This is a genomic window from Nostoc sp. FACHB-888 (genome assembly GCF_014696655.1).
Classification (GTDB): domain Bacteria; phylum Cyanobacteriota; class Cyanobacteriia; order Cyanobacteriales; family Nostocaceae; genus Nostoc.
Map to the genome: position 1 here is coordinate 80,112 of NZ_JACJQM010000008.1, position 17,661 is coordinate 97,772.

Annotated in this window: 5 protein-coding genes; all 5 read right to left on the reverse strand. The window is 41.7% G+C overall.

Going from position 1 to position 17,661, the window contains the following annotated elements:
* Positions 1 to 96: 96 nt before the first annotated feature.
* Positions 97 to 3,099 (reverse strand): peptidase domain-containing ABC transporter, encoded by a 3,003-nt coding sequence (locus H6G26_RS07515; protein ID WP_190728650.1) that lies wholly within the window; start codon positions 3,097 to 3,099, stop codon positions 97 to 99.
* A 1,358-nt stretch (positions 3,100 to 4,457) separates the two neighbouring features.
* Complete coding sequence (locus H6G26_RS07520) at positions 4,458 to 6,926, reverse strand: DUF4114 domain-containing protein (protein ID WP_190728651.1); 2,469 nt, start codon at positions 6,924 to 6,926, stop codon at positions 4,458 to 4,460.
* Positions 6,927 to 7,250: 324 nt separating this feature from the next.
* The gene (locus H6G26_RS07525) at positions 7,251 to 10,340 is read right to left on the reverse strand and encodes an esterase-like activity of phytase family protein (protein ID WP_347242442.1); all 3,090 of its coding nucleotides are present in this window, start codon (positions 10,338 to 10,340) and stop codon (positions 7,251 to 7,253) included.
* Positions 10,341 to 11,657: 1,317 nt separating this feature from the next.
* Positions 11,658 to 17,132, reverse strand: coding sequence for a phytase (locus tag H6G26_RS07530; RefSeq protein WP_190728653.1), 5,475 nt, complete (start codon positions 17,130 to 17,132; stop codon positions 11,658 to 11,660).
* The gene (locus tag H6G26_RS07535) at positions 17,122 to 17,349 is read right to left on the reverse strand and encodes a hypothetical protein (RefSeq protein ID WP_190728654.1); all 228 of its coding nucleotides are present in this window, start codon (positions 17,347 to 17,349) and stop codon (positions 17,122 to 17,124) included. Before H6G26_RS07535 ends, H6G26_RS07530 begins: the two co-directional genes overlap by 11 nt.
* Between the last annotated feature and the right edge of the window lie 312 nt (positions 17,350 to 17,661).

Genomic DNA, 17,661 nt, shown 5'->3' on the forward strand with positions numbered 1-17,661 from the left:
CTGAAAATCCTTTGATTAAGAGGCAGGGAGAAAGAATGTTTCCCCTTTTCTCCTCGCCCCCCTGTTTATTCACGCCATGCCTTCAGCAATCCCTAATTACAAGTTTACATCTTGTTGCTGATACAGGTAGAAATAGTGACCTTTAGCAGCCATTAATTCTTGATGGCTACCTTTTTCTATAACTCTGCTATTATCCATCACAACAATCATGTCTGCGTTACTTACGGTGTTGAGTCGATGGGTAATAAAAAATACTGTATCACCCTTGAATGCTTTGGCTAAATTAAGACATATTTGCCGCTCTGTGGGATAATCTAATGCGCTGGTTGCTTCATCTAAAACTAATAATTTTGGTCGTTGTAAAACAGAGCGAGCGATCGCAATTCTTTGTCTTTGTCCACCTGAAAGTGCAGAACCTCGTTCTCCTACCCGTGTATTGTAACCGTTGGGTAAGTTCATAATAAATTCGTGGGCGCACGCAACCTGAGCCGCTTCGATAATTTCTTCGGTTGTCGCATCAGGATTGGTTAAAGCAATATTTTCCTGAACGCTGCCGTCAAACAACAATGTTTCTTGGGGAACTACGCCAATTTGTCGTCGCAGTGAATAGAGTTCTACTTTGGCAATATCATAACCATCAATCAAAATTCTGCCGGACTCGGTTTCGTAAAGTCTGAGCAGTAATTTCATCATCGTACTTTTACCAGAGCCACTTTGGCCGACAATGCCAATAAATTTCCCTGGCTCAAATTCGAGGTTGACATTAGAAAGTTGCAGAGGGCCACTTGTGCCAAAGCGGAAGGAAACATTTTCGTATTTTACTGCTCCCTTGATGGCAGGTAAGGGTATATTGTAACGGTCTGTTTCTCCTTCTTGTGGGGTATCGACAATATCGCTTAAACGTTCTATTGACAGGGCTGTTTCTTGGAAGCTTTGCCAGAGTTGAGCTAAACGCAATATTGGGCTGGTGACGTAACCCGATATAATTCTAAAGGCAATTAATTCGCCTAAAGTTAATTCTCCTTGCAGTACTAAATAAGCTCCTACCCACAAAACCAGTAAGCTGCTGAGTTTGTTGAGAAAGTTACTGGTGGAGTTAGCGAGGGTGGAAGTCACAACGGTTTTAAAACCGGCGGCGACAAACCGAGCATAACGCTCTTGCCAAGAAAAGCGCGATCGCAATTCGATATTTTGCGCTTTTACTGTTTGAATCCCTGACATTACCTCAACTAAATAAGATTGAGTTTCGGCGTTGCGTTCGGCTTTGCCACGTAACTGCCTGCTAATGGTGGGAGAAGCAACTAAGGTGATCAGGATAAACACTGGAATTGTGCTTAAGCCTACTAAGGTGAGTTGCCAACTATAAATCAGCATCACACCGATATAAACCAACGAGAATAGAGCGTCTAACCCGACTGTCAAGGCAGTACCGGTCAAGAATTGGCGGATATTTTCTAATTCATTGATGCGAGTGGAAAGTTCGCCCACCGGTCGGCGTTCAAAATAGCGCAGTGGTAAACGTAATAAGTGGTCAATAATTTGCGACCCTAAACCCATATCGATCCGGTTAGTGGTATCGACAAATAAGTAGGTTCTTAAGGTAGTCAGCACTGCTTCAAATAGCCCGACTACTAATAGCAAAATTCCCAAAATATGTAGTGTGCCAATACTATTTTGAGTGATAACTTTGTCGATAATTAACTGAACCACCAGAGGATTTGCCAACGCTGCCAACTGCACGAAAAAGGAAGCGATAAAGACCTCTATCAAAACTCGACGGTGGCGTGATAAATAAGGTATAAACCACCGTAAACTAAAACGCTCTTGGGGCGTTTCTTTGGTAGCACTCAGCAGTAATACTCTAATTTTGGGCGGAAAGTCGGTTGGATCAACATCTAATTGTTCAACCAATTGAGCAGGTTTGCAGCGTACAATTCCTTGGGATGGCACACCCACAACCATAGTATTTGCATCTGCTGCATATAAAACAGCAAAATTATTACCATAGCGAATCAGCGCTGGCGTAGGAATGCGCGTCAATGAGGCGACTGGTAGCTCTATCAACTGCGCTTTAAGTCCGATTAACTCTGCCAGGTAAGCATTAACTTGAAACGATATAGTGCCCTGACGTTTAACTTGCTCAGTTAAGATGCGGCGAACCACTTCTCGACGAAACGGCATTTCTAGGTGCTTCGCGATCATTTGGAAGCACGCGAAGGTTGTATTTAATTCTCCCTTACCACTAAAAAACGGATATTTCTCTTTTGACGAAGTGTTTGAGGTCTGGGGGGCTGGTTGTGGAACTATTTCGTCTGATGCGTAAGGAATATCTAATTCCTCTGTGCTATCTGATCTGGTGTCCCTGACTACAATTTCTATCTGATGACTATCTTCCAATATCAAATTTGACGGATGTATACCAAGCAACCGTGCGGGGTTTTGACTTATAACCTGGATATTGTTTCTGTCATCGTCCAATTCTAAGCGATCGCCAGGTAAGAAATTCGTTATTGTACCTCCGCCACTCACAAACCAGACGGTTTCACTATCGAGTTGGCTGAATGGAGTTGTCCCTGGAGGGAGGTAATGGATTTTCGACTGTGGTAAGGCGTTTTCTGCCAATTCTTTGAAATTTAAAGTAGCAATCGGTTGCTGTTTCCAATATGAGCTGAGAATCTCGAAAACTTCCACCAAAGAGCTGCGATTCTTGCGAGCATTGGCGAAAGCTGGATATAAAGCCAGAAAGCTAAAATATGCCGATGAATTCAAGGTTAAACATACTACTTCGGTAGAGGCGATCGCTGTTTCACAGGCGACATCGCGCAACAAACCAATTTCGCCGATAATTTCCCCCGGTTGCAGTAATTTTAGGGTGATTGGCATTTGCGTCTGGGGGTCATATCCCAACAAGCGCACTTGTCCTTCATAAAGGATGGTGATGTGGTCTGGGAGACTTTCTTTCCCGATGATTTTCTGGCCTATGCGATAGCGCCAAGCTTGCAGCTGTTCTGATAGATTAGCGATCGCTGCATCTGGTAAATCATTGAACCCTTCTAGGGTAGTGATAAATTCGAGGAAAGTGTTCTTAATATAAGTCATATGAAACAAGTCAAAAGTAAAAGTGAGAAATAAAGTTGCGAGTTAGAGAGTATCTCTTTTACTAACAGTGGTAGTTTTTAGTATTATGCCGACAGTGTCAAGATTTCCGTGACATTCAGTGTAGTTAAATACGTAAAAATACAGAGAGTAGATGAGTCTAATTGCAGACATATATTCATCTCACAGGTGATAAATGTTATGCGTTGTTCAAAACAATAAAGAAAGAGTAAATAGCTCGACGACAAGTTATCACTTAGTTTATCTTACATAATTTATACAAATTTGAAAGAAATATTTAAGATTGCAAGTATGTAAGATGGATACTCATCGTCAAATCAAGGCAAAGAAACGCGGTTGTTAAACTTAGCGTTGCATATTTTAATTTATGATAATCAACATGAAACTATCATAAATGCTTTCCTAAGTAAATACCCTAATTAAGAATTATGTAATAAAAAAAACTTTAAATTTCTGAACTATTTTTTACAAATGTATTATAGGGATTGACAGGATCACCGATGGCAAAGACGGTAAGCTCTTCTTGGTAAACATTAATATGCCGTTTGCTAGCTTAATTTAATAAAAATTCACTAGAAAAATTAATCTTAAGATTTTTGTCACCGTAGAGGAATTAAATATTAAATTTATAAAGTAAATGCAATAATTGCCTTCAGTAAATTTACTAGTTTAATTAATATGGAGTCAATCTAATCGCTATGTATTATAGGACTACTATTTGATTTTTGAACGAAATTAGGTATTGTAGAGTGTGTTAGAACGGAGTTCGTAACGCACTATTATCAAGGGTTTGATGCGTTACGCTGTCGCTAACACATCCTACGTGTATTTTCAGAAATCAAACTGGATTGCTATAGAACTTAAAACTTACGTAAAAAGGCAGTGAAAGCCTTGATTTCCCGTAGGGGCAATTCATGTAGACGCATACTCCTAGGTCGAAGCAAGCTACGCAAAGCGTCTGTCTGCGGGAAGCTTACGCCCAGTGTGTCGCAGGGAAGGTAAAAAAGCGGCTACTCTACGAGAACGGCAAAGGCTAACCCGCAGGGTATTGCTTTAACATTATTGTACTTGATATGATCGTAAGTCATATACCAAAAGAACCTTATCCTGCAACAGGGATGGGGTTCTTTTTTTTAGCTAAGTAATTACCTAAGTTTAATATAGGACTCCGATTTGATTTTTGAAAACATACTGAGACTGAAAAGCCAGTTTTATCAGGGTTTTATCTGAAATCTTGTTCAAAATATAAGTACACCCCAAAAAGGCTCTTCTCCACTCCGTGTTTATAGCGTTTCGCTCACCACGCAAATAATTATCAAAAATCAAAGCAGACTGCTATGTTATGCGGCATTGACACTTAAATTTACCTGCACAATCACATCGTTGTAATCTTTGTCACCACCATTTGCTAAATCTTCAAAACCAAAGGTGTTATTCCCCAACAGCCGAATGTGATCTACCTTATCTGAGTTAGCACCCAAAAATGCAAAGTAAACCTTGGGATCATTATTGACATTGCTATCAAGAATGGCATCGGGTCTACCATCCACAATCATAAATGGTGCAAACACAGAATCAGCCCCGAAAGTACCAGTGTAAGTTGCACTACCTTGGTTATTTACCGTCAAGTCAATGCCTGTAACACGCCCCCGAATTGCTGCTTCAGTATAACCTGCCTGTCCAACGAGAATGTCTGCTGTGCCATCATTATTGGTGTCAATGCCACCATTCTGATCAGTTACTTTATAGAAGCCCACAAAGTTATTGAATGAAGCTTCTCTATTAACCTTAAAGTCAGCCTTTGCCGATTGTGCCACACCCTGTAAATTAATCAGTTCCCCTTCTTCCTGTCCTTGGAAACTTGCACCCAAAGGTAACTGTTGATTTGTGGCTTGAATTTTCACTTTGAAATTCTGACCTTTCCAAGCTAGAGAAAAACTACCATCGCTCAAGCTGTCGATTTGAAGATTTGTTGGATCAGAAAACAGGATGTCTGTTATGGAAGCTTGTCTTGCCAAAATACTATCAGTAGTGCTGTTGCGTACTAAGTAAAATCTGATCTGCTCACCAGAAGTAAATTGTACCAAACTGGTTAAGTTGCCATTAAAGCCATTAGGAATATTGCCGAGAGAGGAAAAAATCACCTTGGCTCGTTGCACGGCGGCTTCGGCGTAACCAGTAGCACCAGGGGCAATATCACCAATATTTCCTTGTTGATTGTCTACGGTAAATACTCCCACTTCATACTGATTAGAACTGCGACCTGTCAGCTCTACTGAGAGTCTTGCTTTATTGCCATTACCTTTGACGGTGAAGACATCACTATCAGCACTCTTTGATAGTGGAATATCATTATCAGTGATGCCAACGTTGACAGAGGCGATCGCAATCCCATCATAATTAGCATCGCTACTTGTAGCTGTATGCCCAATAGCCTCACTGCCCTCGCCTTCTATTACCTCATCATCTACTGCTGTTAGCGTCACATTTTGCGCTACATTCCAATTCAGTGTAGTGAAGGTGAGAGCCTGAGTACTAGTTTTGATTTGCTTGCTGTTGCTGATACCAATGGTAACATCAGCATTTGGCTGGCTACTGAGTACCAGTGAATAGCTATCATCTGTACCGCCTTCGGTAACATTGGTGCTATCCCCAGTCTCGGTAATGGTAACTACAGAATCGGGATTAGAATCATCATCGTTGATAGTTCCTTTAGCTGTACCACTATTAGGATTAACAATTGCCTCATTTGTGGGATTGCTCAAACTGACAGTGAAAGTTTCATTCTCCTCGAATAGAAAATCTGGAGTTGTTTCAACTATGAAGCTTTTCTGGGTTTCTCCTGCTTGAAAGGTGATAGTCTCAGTTTGGGCTGTAAAGTCAGTGCTACTGGCAGTATCTTCTGCGGTTAAAGATGTAGATACAGTTACGCTTTGTTCAGCTTGGGTATCTTCTGCACGGTTAATAGTGAAGGTAATAGCATTTCCTTCTGTTGCTGAAGCATTAGTAATTGAGAAAGTTGCAACTATATAGTCGAAATCGTCTGGTGTCAGAGTATTAGCTTGGATATTTCTTAAAATGCCGAACTCTTTTAACTCACCATTGATATTAACTTTTATGGATGTATCTAGTCCTACCTGCTCTAATTTGATATCTGAGAATTTCTGAACTTCGGGAATTCCAGGAATTAGAACTTTATCTTCACCCTTGGTAAAATCTAATACTTCAATAGACACATCAGGAACTGCTGCACTAGCGATATAAAAGCGGTCTTTTTCAGTACCTCCTATGAGTTGGCTACCGTTTGTACCACCAAGGAGTGAATCATCGCCAGATCCACCGAATAAGCGATCGCTAGCTAATCCCCCAATCAGAAAATCATCACCTTCATTACCCTCAAGTCTGTTATTACCTATTCCATTGGAGACATCAAGAAAATCATTACCGATTCCACCGAGTAGTGTATTGTAGCCGCTTCCATCTAAAACTGTGAGTTCATCGTTTCCTAAACCGCCGTCGAGTTTGTTGTTACTACCTTCAACTACAACAAGCTCGTCGTCGTCTTCTTCTCCTTCAAGGGTGTTAAAGCCAGAACTACCTAGAGCCAATAAGCTATCTACTCCAACACCGCCCCTTAAAGTATCGTTATTACCGCCAACAAGGAGATCGTTTCCAGAGCCACCATCAAGCAAATTATTCCCTTGACCATTGGATGCAGCATCTAGAGTATCATCGCCCTCAAAACCAAAAACTTGGTCGTTTTGACTGGCGTATAACTCATCCTGACTCGAAGTACCATTAATAATCATGACTCTATTTTCACCCTGGTATAAAACTGCGATTTTATTTTTGAAAACATCCTGAGATTCGAAAGTTCGTTATATCACAGTTCATCTGAAATTTTGCTTAATAATCAGACTGGATTCCTTTATAGCTAACTTGTTTCAGTAGTTTTTATTCAATGTTTAAGAAAGGTTATAAGCAAGTTAAAATTTGGGACAAAAAGTAAAAGGCTCTTTACTAGCAAATAGATCCCCAACTTCTTCAAGAAGTCGGGGATCTGATCCTTGCATTAGCAAAATCACTACAGCTTAATTAATGAATGTTGAATCTAAGCTGTAATCATCTTTCAGCTAAATGACACTACCAGAAAAAACGAAATCATTTATTGTGAGGCTAGTTGATGCAATTCCCACCAATGAAGCCAACTCTATATTTCCAGTTTTCACGAGAGTGTCGCTACCCTGTTGTAATACCGTTAAATTACTGACGCGAATGCCTCCCAGCCCGATTTTATCAATGCCGATCGCAAAATCAGTCACAATGTTGTTGCTAGTTGGCACATTGGCGTTAGCAATCCAGAATTGGTCAGCACCAGTACCACCACTGAGGCTATTACCGCCCTGTTGACCAGCAAATAGCACATCATCACCATCGCCACCAAACAGAGAGTCATTCACACTAGAGAAGAGTTTGTCATCTCCAGAACCACCGTAGAGACGGTTATTACTACCGCTACTGCGAAGGGTATCATTACTTGAACCACCAAATAATAATTGACGAGAACCTTCAATTACTGTGAGACTATCATCACCTTCTGCCCCAAGTAAATTATTACTACCACTAGCTTCCACTACGGTAACAGCATCATTACCATTGCCACCATCAGCAGTAGTATTTTGAGCCGGGCCATTTTGACCAATAAATATCTGATCGTTACCCTCTTCTGTGGATACTGAAGAGTTACTGCCGACTAGAACTGTGTCTTCACCGTTTCCAGTCTGGATTGTATTTCCTTTTGTACTCTCTACAAAGTCTGCTCCGTCACCTGTGAATAAAGTTTGATTTGGCTGAACAGTAATATCATCGCTGCTGGTGGAACCAGAATTAATTTCTTCAGCTTGAGGTTTACCTAAACCAGGAGCAAGATTAAGGGGATTCTCCAGCTTCAACAGAATAATTTCATTGTTGTCTATAACTGGATTTTGAGGATCATTTCCAGGACGACCTGTAGAGAAGGGATAATTGTTGTCATTAGCTACCAAAATGGTGTTTTTGTCAACAACTAAAACATTTTCAATGGTTACAAATGGGAAGTCAAAGGTGGTTTTGCCATCTCCATTCAAGTCATTGGGGTCTTGGATATTTAACAAGTCTCCAACTTCTTCTTTAGCTACATAGCCATTAGAATCTGTTTTAGACAAGTCTATTTTGTAAATCCTCTTAAATTCAGCCGCAGCCCCTTGACCACCATCCCGCTCAATGACTAAGTATTCATTGTCATTAATTACTGCTAAATCGCCGATCGCATAAGCAGGATTTTCCAGCTTGTAGTAAAGTTTTTTATCAGTGTAATCACGGGTAGCGATATCAAATTCATTAATCCGCAAAGCACCAGCAGGATCACCCTGAACCGTACCCTCTAGCAGCATATAGAGTTTGGTTTTGCTGGCGTTGATTGCTCCGCCTTCAAAACCTTTGGAACCACCCAAGTTAGCAAAAGCATCTCCTGAGAGAACATCGGGGTTTTGTGGCGATCGCACTAAGTTATTCTGAGGATCACTCAAGAAATCTCGGACTTTATCCCCTGTATCTGGGAAGTCTGTGAAGAGTGCATCTACCCCTAATTGAAAGAACTGCTGAAATTCTAGTTCTGGATTACCTTGGTAATCTGCTGCTAAGTACTGGTCTTCGTCCCGAAAGGTGTAGGGATGAACCTGTAAACCTGCACTATGAGCATCTTGAATTAAAGTCGTGGGAGGTAACGTTGTCTTATCAGCATCATTTACTGCTCCATCCCCATTGACATCATCTGCCAATCCATCACCATTAGCATCAGTACCTTTGACACTAACAATCATCCGTTTCCAAGGGCCAATGCCATCAGCATAGGTGGCAATTTCAGCCAAGCCTTGTGGAGTCCGTAAATCACCATAAGTACGAGGATCATTACTGACTTCCAAATCATAAGGCTGGGTTTCTATGAGCGTACCATTTAGCTCAATGCCAGATGCATCTAGAAGTTGGACGAGTGGAATATCCACTCCTGCTTCTGGCATAATGCGATCGTGTAGATCCTTGAGATTACCTACTTCAAAGGACTGGATGAAGATCCGACTTGGATCGGTGAAGTTCTCAGCCTTGAGTGTATCGATCAGTATCTCACTGATGTTTCTGTTAATTTTTTCGGTGGTGCCTACATAAGTGGCTTCTTCGGCAGAATAGGTGGGATGCTTCGTTTCTGGGTAGATGCCAATCTTTTTACCTGTCTGGGCTTCTACCTCTTTAACCAAGTCGATGATTTCGGCGAGAGTGGGAATTTCAAATTGACCATTGAAGGATTGGTCACGGAAAGGTAGACGCTGTATCGCCCCTAAAGTCTTGATTTCTTCTAAAGTAAAGTCTTCAGCGAACCAACCTGTGACTTCAGTTCCATCGAGGCTGACTGTTTTCTTGCGATCGGCAAACTGTGGATATTTGCTAATATCGTAAACGTCTGTGGTTGTATTGCTTAAATCGACGCTGCCATCAGCACTTAAAATTGCTAAAGCAGGCTCATGACGAGCAATTAACACACCATCTTTTGTAACTACTAAGTCTGGCTCAATAAAATCAGCGCCGTCTGCAATTGCCTGTTTGTATGCCTCTAGGGTATGTTCTGGAAGCTCCCCACTTGCACCTCTGTGGCCAATTACTTTAGGTGCTTCTCCATTTAAAGTTTTGAATTGGTCGGGTGTAGCAACGGGAGCTTCTAACAACTTACCAGTGGCATCAAAATGTAGTAGATAGGGGCCAAACTCCTCTCCCACCCAAATTGTTCCGTCTTTATCAAAGACGAATGACTCTATATCAAAATCTGCACCAGTCAGTAATCTATTACTAGTTCCTTCATTAACTATTTGGAAAGGAATCTTGTTATCGGGATCAGACAGTTGAATGTAATCTAAAACTTTAACGCTGCCATCTCCATTTTCTGTTCCCTTGAAATTCGGATCTAAACGATTGATTCGCAGTAGGAAATCTGCACTATTGTCTTTGCTACCGTAACCATTATCTGACAAAAAATATAAAGAGTTACTGTTAGCAAACTGGACACCGCTAAAGCCCTGTATTGGCTGTCCTGGAAAAGGCCCCGTTCTGCCGTTAGCTGAAATTTCCTCACCGGAAACTGGCCCCTCACCATAGGTATCAGCGGGTAAAGAAGCAAAGCCGACTAACTCAATTGCCATAGTTTAGATTGTTGGTTGGGTATTGGGATTTAACTGCATCACAAGCTATTGAAGTTTTCTCATTACTTGTGGAAAAATAAATCATTAACTCAGGCTATAAACCGGAATTACTGGCAAATTTCAGAATTACAAAAATATAGTTTCGGCAAGCCCTTTTAGTCCAATTTTGTATTAACGCCGAGAATACATTTACAAAAAACGTATTTTCTCAGAGTTATCGAAACCTTGAGACATGATAGTGGAATGTCAACTACTAATCTGTGTTAGTGAATAATGAGCATGGAAGACTGAGATTCAGAATTTAATGTTGATAGTAGTTATGAGATAACTTAGCTAGCAGTAAAGATGTTTCCATGAAAAGATTAAGATAAGATAAAATTAAACAGAAGAAATGATTAAAATATATTTGCAACCTCGTGTACTTGCAAAACACTGTAATTATCAAAAAATAAAATTTGAATTTTGCAGTTTGATATGATGTCCAGTTACAGTCGTTGACTGTTGACTCAAAACTCGTGAACCGTCAACGGTCAACAGTGAACAATAGCAATGGAATATTTTTTTACTTGGAAGTCCCTTAGAGGATGTTTGAAAAGTCCTCTTGTTGGTAGCAAAACGTTCTACATCCCCCTAAATCTCTCTTTTTAAGGGGGACTTTAATTCCGGTTCCCCCCTTAAAAAGGGGGGTTAGGGGGGATCAACAAGCACCTAAAATCACAGCTAGCTACTTTTCAAACAACCTCTTAGATTATTTTGAGATTTCCAGTAGCAAATCAATTCATAAGTTCATTACAACAATTGTTGCAATGATTTAAACGTTTCTTATACATGAAAGAGTATTTGTTGCAAAGTATTGAGCAATTGCTGCAACGACTTATACATTTGCAGGAAATACTTAAGCCTTTCTTATACATGGAAGAGTATTTGTTGCAAAGTATTAAGCAATTGCTGCAACGACTTATACATTTGCAAGAAATGCTTAAGCCTTTCTTATACATGGAAGAGTATTTGTTGCAAACGTTTAAATTTTCACAGATAAATTAGGCGTAAGTTGGGGACCTACTGCGCCCTTGCGATTTCCCGACTTAAAGCAAGTGGCGTTTGAGGAAGGAAACCCAACATTATTGAGACTTTGTTGGGTAACGCTTACGCTCAACCCAAGCGTATTGCCTTACCAAGTTGCAATCTGCTGTATATCATTTGTGTAAATCTTTGCAACTAATGAAATGTTTAGATACCCGACTTCTTTAAGAAGTCAGGTATCTCGTTGTTCACGAATGATTTAGGATTGGGATAACACTAGGCAACAAACTAAGCCAAGACGTTAGCAGAGAAAACGAAATCATTTGCAGTTAGGCTCGTTGAGATAATTCCTAGCAATGAAACTAACTCTGTATTTCCGATTTTTACTAAAGTGTTACTATCCTGTTGCGACAGTGTTAGCCCACTAAATTGAGTTACGCTAACACCACCAAGCCCGATTTTGTCAATCCCGACTGTAAAATCAGTCACTATGGTTTTGCTAGTTGGCAGACTACCATTAGCAATCCAGAATTGATCAACACCACTACCACCAGTTAGGCGTTGGCTACCTCCTTGACCGACAAATAGCGTATCATCACCATCGCCACCAAACAGTAAGTCATTGATATTAGAGAAGAGTTTGTCATCTCCAGAACCACCATAGAGACGGTTATTGCTACCCTTACTTGTGAGGGTGTCTTTACCTGAACCACCGAATAATGATTGACGAGAACCTTTAATTACTGTGAGACTATCATCACCTGCTCCCCCAAACAAGTTATTACTACCACTGGCTTCCACCACGACAATAAGATCGTCCTCATTGCCACCATCAGCACTGGTCTTTTGAGCCGGGCCATTTTGACCAATAAATATCTGATCATTACCATCATTCCCGGAAACTGAAGACTCACTTCCTGTAAGCACTGTGTCATCACCGTTTCCAGCCAGAATTGTGTTACCTTGAGTGCCTTCTACAAAGTCTGCTTCGTCACCTGCACTAAAGAATTGTCCTGGCTCAAGAGTGACAGTATCGCTGTTGGTAGAACCAAAACCATTTGGGAAAGTAGGCTGCACAGTTATTAGGTTATTGGGTAGTTCCAGGATACCGAGTTTTTCAGCAGGCGTATTACCCGTAACGTTAAAGTCATTGTCGTTAATCAAGGCTAGAGTGTTGGGTGCTACCAATGCTAGACCTTCTAATTTTTCCACCCCGGTGTAACCCAACTGAGCAGCATTAGCGATTAGACTTTTGGTAACAGTGGTAATATTGGCAGTAGCTAACTCCCCAGAGGTCAGTTGTTCAATAGTTTTACCAGCTGGCAAAGTAAAGTTAGCAGCGTTGTTGATGTTGGTCGCCCCAGCTAAATCAATTTGATAAATTAGTTTATTGCCAGCAGATGTACCATTGTCATCTCGCTCAACTACTGCAAATTTGCCGTTACCTAAAGATACTGCATCGCCAATTTTGTCAGTTGCCGGCAAACCTTCCAGGAGATACAAATATTCTCCTGTTACCTGCTTGGTGACAATATCAAACTCCAAAATTCGCAGGTTGAGAGAAGCTTTAGAAGTCGCATCATTAGCGACATCTGGGTTGTCAATGGGACTTTGGATGAAAGCGTATAATTTAGTACCTTCCAGGGCTACAGCTTCAAATCCCCGGTTATTGCGGCGTTGGGCATAAACGAATGGTAATACCTCAGTTCCAAAAGTTCCCACTGGTTGATCTGGGTTGGGTGCAGTGGCAGTTCCTTGAGGAATAAAGCGATCAATTAGTTTACCATTAACGTCAAAGTGGTAAATTGCCGGACGGTATTCATCTACCATCCAATAGTCTCCATTTTCCGCAATTACAATACCTTCTAAGTCAGCACCCAAAGGATCGTTAGCTAGAATATTGTTGTCTAAGTCAACAGCAATTTCATCTGTGTAGGCTAAACCATTTGCCCCAGCTTGCAAATTAGGCAATCCAGTTAATGGTGTCGTCCCATCTTGGCGGAATAGTCCTGTTCTCTTGGTAATATTGATTTCACCTGTGCTGCGGTTAAGTTCAAAGCTGACTATTTCTGGCTGGAAGTTGGGTAAGAAAAATGGTCTATTTGCACCATTAGGTTCTCCATTGGGGCCACGGTCTGTGTGGGTGACAAACTTCAGGTTGCCATTTGCTGCAAACCCTTGGAAATACAACCCAGAAAAACCACCTAAGAAAATATCTTGATTTTCAGAGGTTGTTCCTAACTTGGGTAGGTTTTCAAATTCATAGATAGTCAGTTTGGGTTGGGCGACAGGATTGCGTGGATCGTAACTAGTGGTGTCAATAGTTAGAGAATTAGGAAAGGCATTGGCAATATTTTCCCAAGGCACCAGCTTGAAGTTAGAATTGATGTTTTCTTCTTCACCTTCATCGCTGACTATCTTGGCAGGTTCATTGGAACCATCTTGAGTGACAAATAAACCAAATGGAAAGTTAGGCCCCAGTGGCACGTTAATTACATCTGCACCGTCTGACTCTTGTACGCTGTCAATTGGCCCATTATTACCAACCGCAAAGTTACCCAGGTATTCGTTGTTACCTTCACGAGTGTAGGCAACAAAGGTGTTGTCTCCTTGGCTGGATGCTAATAAGTAGCCTGTGCCATTTTTGCCGTAATAAATGGTCAGTCCTTCTACGTCATCGGTAAGGTAATTACCGCCCAAATCTCTGACTTGATCAATTAGTTTGCCAGCCGTGCCACCGTTTGGTTCTGCTTGGAACTTCCAGATACCGACATTTTCTTGTCCGATGTAGAGGAAACCAGTTTCCTGGTCTACTACCATACCCTCTGTTTGCGGATCGCGTCCTTCAATTGTCGGTACGGTAAATTCTCGCACTCGTTCAATGCCAATTTTCCCATTACCTTTGTCAATCAGTTTGAACTGAGCGACATCTCCAGTTTCTCGGCGATTGGCAAAGACATAATAATCATTGGTGATTGGACTACGGTACAATGCCAGTCCGTAAGCACTCCGAGAAGATGAGGAATAAGGTTCTGCAAAAGGTGCTGCTTGGAAGAGAGTACCAAGGTTGCTGTCGGTAATGTCTTCTAGATAATTTCCTTCAGCGCCAGGGTTGGGGTTAATTTTGAAGATTGCTAATTTATCATTGCCGCGATCGCTAGCTACAGCAATATCAACAGATTGATTGCCTAATTTAAAACCGTATTGCAGGTCAATATTATTGTAGCGAATGCCACCAGGATTAACTGTTTGCAACAAATTACCAGATAAGTCATAAACTCGCAGTCCGGCATTTTTGACTGAGGTTAATACTAAGCTATCGGCAGAATTTGTAGCATTAACATAGATAGCAGGATCATCAGCATCAGCACGTTGATCTACTGGGAGTGTTTCATCGTCAAATAAATCAGGGCGGGTTTCTACTATGGGTGCAGCAGTGGAAACTAAGTCTGCACCCAAAGTCAGGATTTGGGTGAATTGGGTGTTACCAAAGTTGTTGTCACTCACCACCACAATGGACTGACGACCATCTGCGAGTTTTGGGCCGAAGGCAAGACCTTCTATATTATCCAGTCCTGTAATCGGGTGATTTGCATCAGTGGGCAGATTCAGGTCAGTTAAATCTAACAGCAGACGTTTTTCAGCAGGTGCAATCGCAGCTAGTTGTCCAGCACTCAAATTATTGAGAGAATCGTAGAAGCTAACGTCTGTTGCACCTTGCAAAGAGACTTCGTAGATTTTAATGGTGTTACCAATACCTTGTGCAAAGGAACGTTCTAACGCCAGTAATGTGCCACGGTTGTCTATTGCCAGTAAATCGACTAAGCCGTTGTCGGTAAAGCCTGTAGTCGGGTTTGGTGTTACAGATGCATCTGTTGTATACAGGTATTCCTTTTCTGGTTGTCCAGTAACCAGATTGTATTGCAGAATCCGAGAACGGCTACCAGTGGTGGTGGTTACTTTTGGGCCATCCTGGAAGAGAGCGTTTTCAGTGGCGGTGAATAGAGTTTTCTGGTCGGGTGTAATGGTGAGGCTTTCAAAGGCTAAGTTATTGTAAACGCCTGATATTTGCGTATCACCTGCATTTATACTATTGCTATTGTTGGTATCTTGAACTACTGGTAAGAATTTGCTGGGAACAAGTAGCGATGCCTCCGGCTGGCTACGCCTACGCACTTCTTGCCCTGTGGTTAGAGAAAACTCTTTAATGAAGGGATTAGTAACCCGACCAGCACCCAAATCCGGTCTAACTTCGCCTTCTGAGGAGATGAAAACAGTCCCATTGTTAGTTAAAGCAATGCCTTCTGGGTCGAGGCTGTTGATTGCAAAAAAGTTGCCATTGCTATCTTTGAGTGGTGTGACATTGGTAAAAGTCACTCCAGAATCGCCAGCAGTGAAAGTATAGAAGCGAGCTAGACCGTTGGTATCAGAGCGAGCATCTGAGATCGCATAGTAGCGCTTGTTAGCTGCATCGTAGGTGACACCAGATAATCCACCCAAGGGAGTCTGTACGCCATTCACTGTTCCCGCCGTACCAGCCGGAATAAAGCCAGTAGTAAAAGTAGTTTGTCGTTCAAATCCCACACGGGGAATAGTTTTACCTACTTGAGTCGCCCCAGTTTGCACATCTGCAAACACCAAGCGATGGTCAGAACTGGGGAACGGAAAAGTACCAACTGGAGAGAATGTCGGGTCAGTATTTAGCGGCCAAAATACTCCTGAATTGGCAATTGTCAGATCAGTGGAGGGTAGCACATAATCAGTCCGCAGATTTCCGGGGGTCGTATCAGCAAAATCTGCGGTATCAAAGCTAGGATTACCCTTTTGGCTAGCGTTTGCGCCACCCTGCAACTCTGCTTGTTGAGACCCACCCAGACTGCTAGGGATGACATTAGTATTGATATTGGGATTTTGCAATAGTTGCCGGATAGCGTTGTCAAAACTATCACCATCTAACGGATCTGCATTTTGATCGCCGACAATCACAAAGCTTGAACCAGCCGCAATCCCGCCCGTTTTCCCCTGATCATCGTAAATATAATTACTTCTATCAGGGGTAATATAGTCTGCCCAAAAACGGATCTCGTCGTGGTTGCGCTTACCGTTGCGGTCTTCGGGTCCATCAAAGGTTGGGGGTGTGGGGTGGCTAGCGAGGACATGAATTGTCTCGCCGTTTACCTGGATTGGGACATCCCAATGACTTTTGGAGGAGAGGCGTAAAACTTCCAATTCGTCCTGAGAATACCAATCATTTAGCTGTAGTGTTGTAGGATCATCGGGAAGCAAAGCATTGGGCATATCCTTCCAGAGGAAGTTTTGGAAGGTGCGGACGTTAGCTGTATCGATGGGATATTTGGACAACAGCAACATCCCAAATTGACCAGGAAAATTGCCGAATCCGAAAGCATCATCGCCATATCCCGGTTCGCCTGGGATTGTAACTACTGCGCCGTTGTTGTTCAAGTCAAAACCAGAGGCAATACCCGTATTGGAAGGAGCAATATAAAAATAAGGGTAATCAACAGGAGTTCCACCATTCTGGCTGACTGCAAGGTAATTTTGCTTGAATAACTGAACTGCCTCCGGGGAGTAGTCAAACTCATTAATTAGTAATACATCCGGGTTATTACGCTGGATGATTTCTGCAACAGCTTTTGCCTGAGCATTATCAGGGGTTGACAAATCGCTAACAAGTTCACCTGAAGCGTTGCGGTTTAGCGAAGCATTGAATTGAGAAAAGCGGATTGTATTATTAGTTACCATAATGTAGTTCTGGGGTAAATTCAGAGTGGGTGAAGATAAGGGGACATTTGAGGCTGAAGAAATGAGGCTTAATTAGCTGTAACTGCCAATTTTGTCGGTAAGAATCAATTCGTAAGTGATTTAGTACTGCTGAGAAAGAAACCTCAGGGCTAGTACTGGCAGCGTCAATGCCACATTCAAAATCCAAAGTGTGGAGAAGTTGGAGTGTAAATGCCATTTTTATCGCCAGTAAAAAACCATTAACTGCAAAGAAGCACTCTCCAATTAGAGCAATCACAATATCAATATCGACAAGATAAAATATCAAGCAGAGCTTGTCAATAACAAAACCTTAATATCAATAAAGCCCAAGACAATCGTATTATGCCTATTTATTGAGAATATTTTAGGCTATCGTTTTGACCCCTAGAAAGTAAATCAAGCGATAAATTTGACTCCTTGATTAATACATTAACCAAGGTTTTTGTCAAGAATCATTTAGATGCGCTTACCCTGGATAAAGTATGTCTTCCAAACCACTATTATTATT

Coding starts and splice junctions, on each gene's coding strand:
- H6G26_RS07515 (WP_190728650.1), bottom strand. CDS start 3,099: ATGACTTATATTAAGAACACTTTCCTCGAATTTATCACTACCCTAGAA.
- H6G26_RS07520 (WP_190728651.1), bottom strand. CDS start 6,926: ATGATTATTAATGGTACTTCGAGTCAGGATGAGTTATACGCCAGTCAA.
- H6G26_RS07530 (WP_190728653.1), bottom strand. CDS start 17,132: ATGGTAACTAATAATACAATCCGCTTTTCTCAATTCAATGCTTCGCTA.
- H6G26_RS07535 (WP_190728654.1), bottom strand. CDS start 17,349: ATGGCATTTACACTCCAACTTCTCCACACTTTGGATTTTGAATGTGGC.